The organism is Frankia sp. Mgl5, from assembly GCF_023242985.1.
GTDB lineage: Bacteria > Actinomycetota > Actinomycetes > Frankiales > Frankiaceae > Parafrankia > Parafrankia soli.
The window spans coordinates 1-848 of record NZ_JALKFY010000794.1; the positions used below are offsets into that span (position 1 = coordinate 1).

At 70.6% G+C, this 848-nt stretch carries 2 protein-coding genes and 1 pseudogene; 1 reads left to right on the forward strand and 2 read right to left on the reverse strand.

The genetic code is table 11. The features are described 5' to 3' along the window. Both MXD62_RS27695 and MXD62_RS41000 read right to left on the reverse strand, forming a co-directional pair. Nucleotides 1–346: pseudogene (locus tag MXD62_RS27695) on the reverse strand (IS110 family transposase); the annotation flags it as partial. Next, the gene (locus MXD62_RS41000) at nt 240–644 is read right to left on the reverse strand and encodes a hypothetical protein (RefSeq protein ID WP_368862458.1); all 405 of its coding nucleotides are present in this window, start codon (nt 642–644) and stop codon (nt 240–242) included. The gene MXD62_RS41000 and the pseudogene MXD62_RS27695, both read right to left, overlap by 107 nt. Here MXD62_RS41000 and MXD62_RS27700 point away from each other — a divergent pair. Continuing rightward, nucleotides 573–743, forward strand: a complete 171-nt coding sequence (locus tag MXD62_RS27700) for a hypothetical protein (protein WP_248832334.1) — start codon at nt 573–575, stop codon at nt 741–743. The genes MXD62_RS41000 and MXD62_RS27700 overlap by 72 nt on opposite strands. Nucleotides 744–848 lie beyond the last annotated feature (105 nt).

Genomic DNA, 848 nt, shown 5'->3' on the forward strand with positions numbered 1-848 from the left:
GGAGGGCCGCGGCTGTATCTGGTCCCACGCCGACGCGGGTGAGTAGTGCGGGTGTGTGACGGGTGAGCAGGGTGGTCAGCTCTCGGTTGAGGTCGTTGACCTCGTCGGTGAGCTGCAGGATCCGGGTGGCCAGCCGGCGTAGCGTGTAGCGCGCGGTGGTGGGGGTGTCGAGCGGTGCGACCTCATCGAGGGCGGCGCATCGGCGGACGAGGGTCACGGGGCCCAGTCCTGTGAGGGATTCACGCAGGGCCGGGTCGGCGCGGACCAGGACGGCTTTGAGTTGGTTGACGGCCTGGGTTCGGGCTTTGACCGCGGAGGTCTTGGCCAGCCGGAGCATGCGCGTCATCTCGGCTGGTCCGTTGCCGGTCTTCGCGATCGCGGTGGCCTGGCCGGAGAGGACGGCACGGGCGGCCGCTTCGGCATCGGAGGGTGTCGGTCTTGCCTCGGCGTCGGCGTGCGGCGCGGTCGGGCCGGTTGACCTCGGACACGGCGATACCGGCCGCGAGTAGATGGCGGGTCAGGGCGGCGCCGTAGGAGCTGGTGCCCTCGACACCGGCCCGACGGAGGGTTCCGTGTTCACACGCCCAGGCGAGCAGGTGCGCATAGCCGTCAGCGGTGGTCGGGAAGGTTGCGCTGGCCAGCAGCGCGCCGACCGGGGTGAGGACCGCGGCGACGTGCAGGTCCTTGTGGGTGTCGACGCCGAGAACGACTTCATCGTCGCGGCTGGCGGCGATCTGGTCTGATTCCGCGGGGTGATGCATGCTGGCCACAGGCTGTTCGTCTCCTGCTCGGCTCGGAACGGGAAGCCGTCGCCGGGCCGGCAGGGCGGTCAGAACTGTGACGGTGCC